At 68.0% G+C, this 2,375-nt stretch carries 3 protein-coding genes; all 3 read left to right on the top strand.

The window, feature by feature from the left end; genetic code table 11:
• The coding region (locus U5775_RS38660; RefSeq protein ID WP_322063392.1) for a cupin domain-containing protein at nucleotides 1–463 on the top strand (463 nt) is incomplete at its 5' end.
• Between the two features lie 43 nt (nucleotides 464–506).
• A complete protein-coding gene (locus U5775_RS38655; RefSeq protein WP_322063391.1) occupies nucleotides 507–1,394 on the top strand; it encodes an alpha/beta hydrolase in 888 nt (295 codons plus the stop codon).
• A gap of 19 nt (nucleotides 1,395–1,413) precedes the next feature.
• Nucleotides 1,414–2,310, top strand: coding sequence for an IclR family transcriptional regulator (locus U5775_RS38650; RefSeq protein ID WP_322063390.1), 897 nt, complete (start codon nucleotides 1,414–1,416; stop codon nucleotides 2,308–2,310).
• The last annotated feature ends 65 nt before the right edge of the window (nucleotides 2,311–2,375 follow it).

Raw genomic sequence — 2,375 nt, 5'->3', positions numbered from 1 at the left:
CCGCGTGGCGCGCTATGAAACGCGCCGCTACGACTGGGACGCCCTGAAGTTCCAGGCCGACTACGACCCCAAGTACCGCCGCGCGCAGATGCGCTACGTGGGCACGGGCGGCACCGGCGTGGCGAAGGACACGAACACCGTGCCCGCGGGCGGCTTCACGTTCTCGACCATGGTGATTCCGGCCGGCAACATCGGCCCGAGCCACATTCATATGGACGTCGAAGAAATTTTCTTCGTGCTGCGCGGCAAGATGAAGGTGATCTGCGAGAAGGACGGCGAGACGTGGGAAGCCGTGCTCGGCGAGCGCGACCTGATCTCGGTGCCGCCGGGCGTGTACCGCACGGAAATCAACGTGGGCGAGGAAGACGCGCTGATGTGCGTGATGCTCGGCTCGCCCAGGCCCGTGACGCCGACGTACCCGCCCGATTCGCCGCTCGCGAAGATCAAGCGCGAAGCGAAGTAAGGCCGTGCAGCAACCCACGAAATCCCAACGGAAACCCGAAGTCATGACCCAAGCGATCGACACCGCCGCCTCATCAGCCGCCGCGCTCGAAACACGTCTCGCACGCTTTGCGCCGCGCGACGTGCGGGCGGGCGAGGCGCGCGTGAGCTATCGCGAGGCAGCCGGAAAGAGCGGTAACGAGGCACTGCCGCTCGTGCTGCTCCATGGCATCGGCTCCGGGGCGGCTTCGTGGGTCCAGCAGTTCGAGGCGCTGGGCGAAGGGGAGAACCCGCGCCGCGTGCTCGCGTGGGATGCGCCCGGTTATGGCGCTTCCACGCCGGTCGCGAGCGCATCGCCCGTTGCCGCCGACTATGCGCGCGTGCTGGCCGGCTGGCTCGACGCACTCGGTATCGAGCGCTGCGTGCTGGCGGGTCATTCGCTGGGCGCGATCATCGCCGGTGCGTTCGCGGCGGCCCATCCGGCGCGCGTGAGCGGCTTGCTGCTGATTTCGCCGGCCGGCGGCTATGGCGCGGCCGACCCCGCCGTGCGCGAGGAAAAGCGCGCCGCGCGCCTCGCGATGCTGGCCGAACTTGGGTCCCAGGGCCTCGCGGACAAACGCAGCGCCAACATGCTTTCGCCGCACGCGAGCGACGAAGCGCGCGCCTGGGTGCGCTGGAACATGTCGCGCGTCGTGCCGCACGGCTATGCGCAGGCCACGCATCTGCTCGCGAACGCCGACCTCGCCGCCGACCTCGCGCGCTGCGTGGGCAAGGTGCCGATGGCCGTCGCCGTGGGCGCCGAAGACACGATCACGCCGCCGCCGGCCTGCGAGCGGCTTGCGCACGTCGCGCAGGCGCCGTTTCAGACCGTGCCGCGCGCGGGCCACGCGGGCTACATCGAGCAGCCGGCTGCCTACAACGCGCTGCTCGATACCTTCTGCGCAGAACACTAAGGACTACGGAGCTTAAAGAATGACACCCGACGTCGCCAGCGCGTCCCCCGACGCCGACGCAGATCGCAACGACACGAGCTATCGCGTGCCGGGTCTGGAACGGGGCCTGCGCATTCTGACCGAATTCTCGCCGCGCGAGCCGGTGCTCGACGCGCCCGAACTGTCGCGGCGCCTCGGCATTCCGCGCACCACGGTGTTTCGTCTGTTGCAGACGCTCGAATCGCTCGGCTTTCTCGAGCGCGCCGACCGCGACCGCAACTATCGCCTCGGCGTGGCCGTGCTGCGCCTCGGCTTCGAATATCTGAGCTCGCTCGAACTGACCGATCTGGGCCTGCCGCTGATCGAGGCGTTGCGCGATGCCACCGGCCTGACCACGCATATCGTGATTCGTGACGGACGCGACATCGTATTCGTCGCCAAGGCCCAGAGCCACGCGCCCATTTTCAGCTCGGTGAAGGTGAACGTCGGCACGCGCCTGCCCGCACATGCCACGACGCACGGCCAGGTGCTGATGGGCGACCTCACGCTCGACGATCTGCGCGCGCTCTATCCGGAGCCGCAGCTCGAACGCTATACGCCCTCCACGCCGGAAACGGTCGAGGCGCTTTACGAACGCATTCGCGAAGACGCGGAGCGCGGCTACGCGGTGAGCGAATCGTCGTTCGAGCGCGGCATTTCGGTGGTGTCGGCGCCGGTGCGCAACGACACGGGCCGCATCGCCGCCGTGGTGACGACGACCATTCCGCGCTCGGGCATCGACACGCAACTGCTCGACAGCGGCCTGATCGACAAGGTGCGCCACGCTGCCGACGAACTCTCGAAGCGCCTGAACTATCGGCCGCCAATGAGGCCGCAAACGGCAGTGCAGGCAGCCGGCAGGAAATCGCCTTATATGAAGGCATTGGGGATCAAATGATTCAACTCGACTTGACCGGTCAGGTTGCGGTGGTGACGGGCGGCTCGTCCGGCATCGGCCTCGCG

It is taken from the genome of Paraburkholderia sp. J63 (genome assembly GCF_905220245.1).
Taxonomy (GTDB): Bacteria; Pseudomonadota; Gammaproteobacteria; order Burkholderiales; family Burkholderiaceae; genus Paraburkholderia.
This window is presented reverse-complemented; position numbering and strand designations above follow the sequence as displayed.

Excerpts from the sequence above, each read along its gene's own strand:
- U5775_RS38655 (WP_322063391.1), top strand. The coding sequence starts at position 507 with ATGACCCAAGCGATCGACACCGCCGCCTCATCAGCCGCCGCGCTCGAA.
- U5775_RS38650 (WP_322063390.1), top strand. The coding sequence starts at position 1,414 with ATGACACCCGACGTCGCCAGCGCGTCCCCCGACGCCGACGCAGATCGC.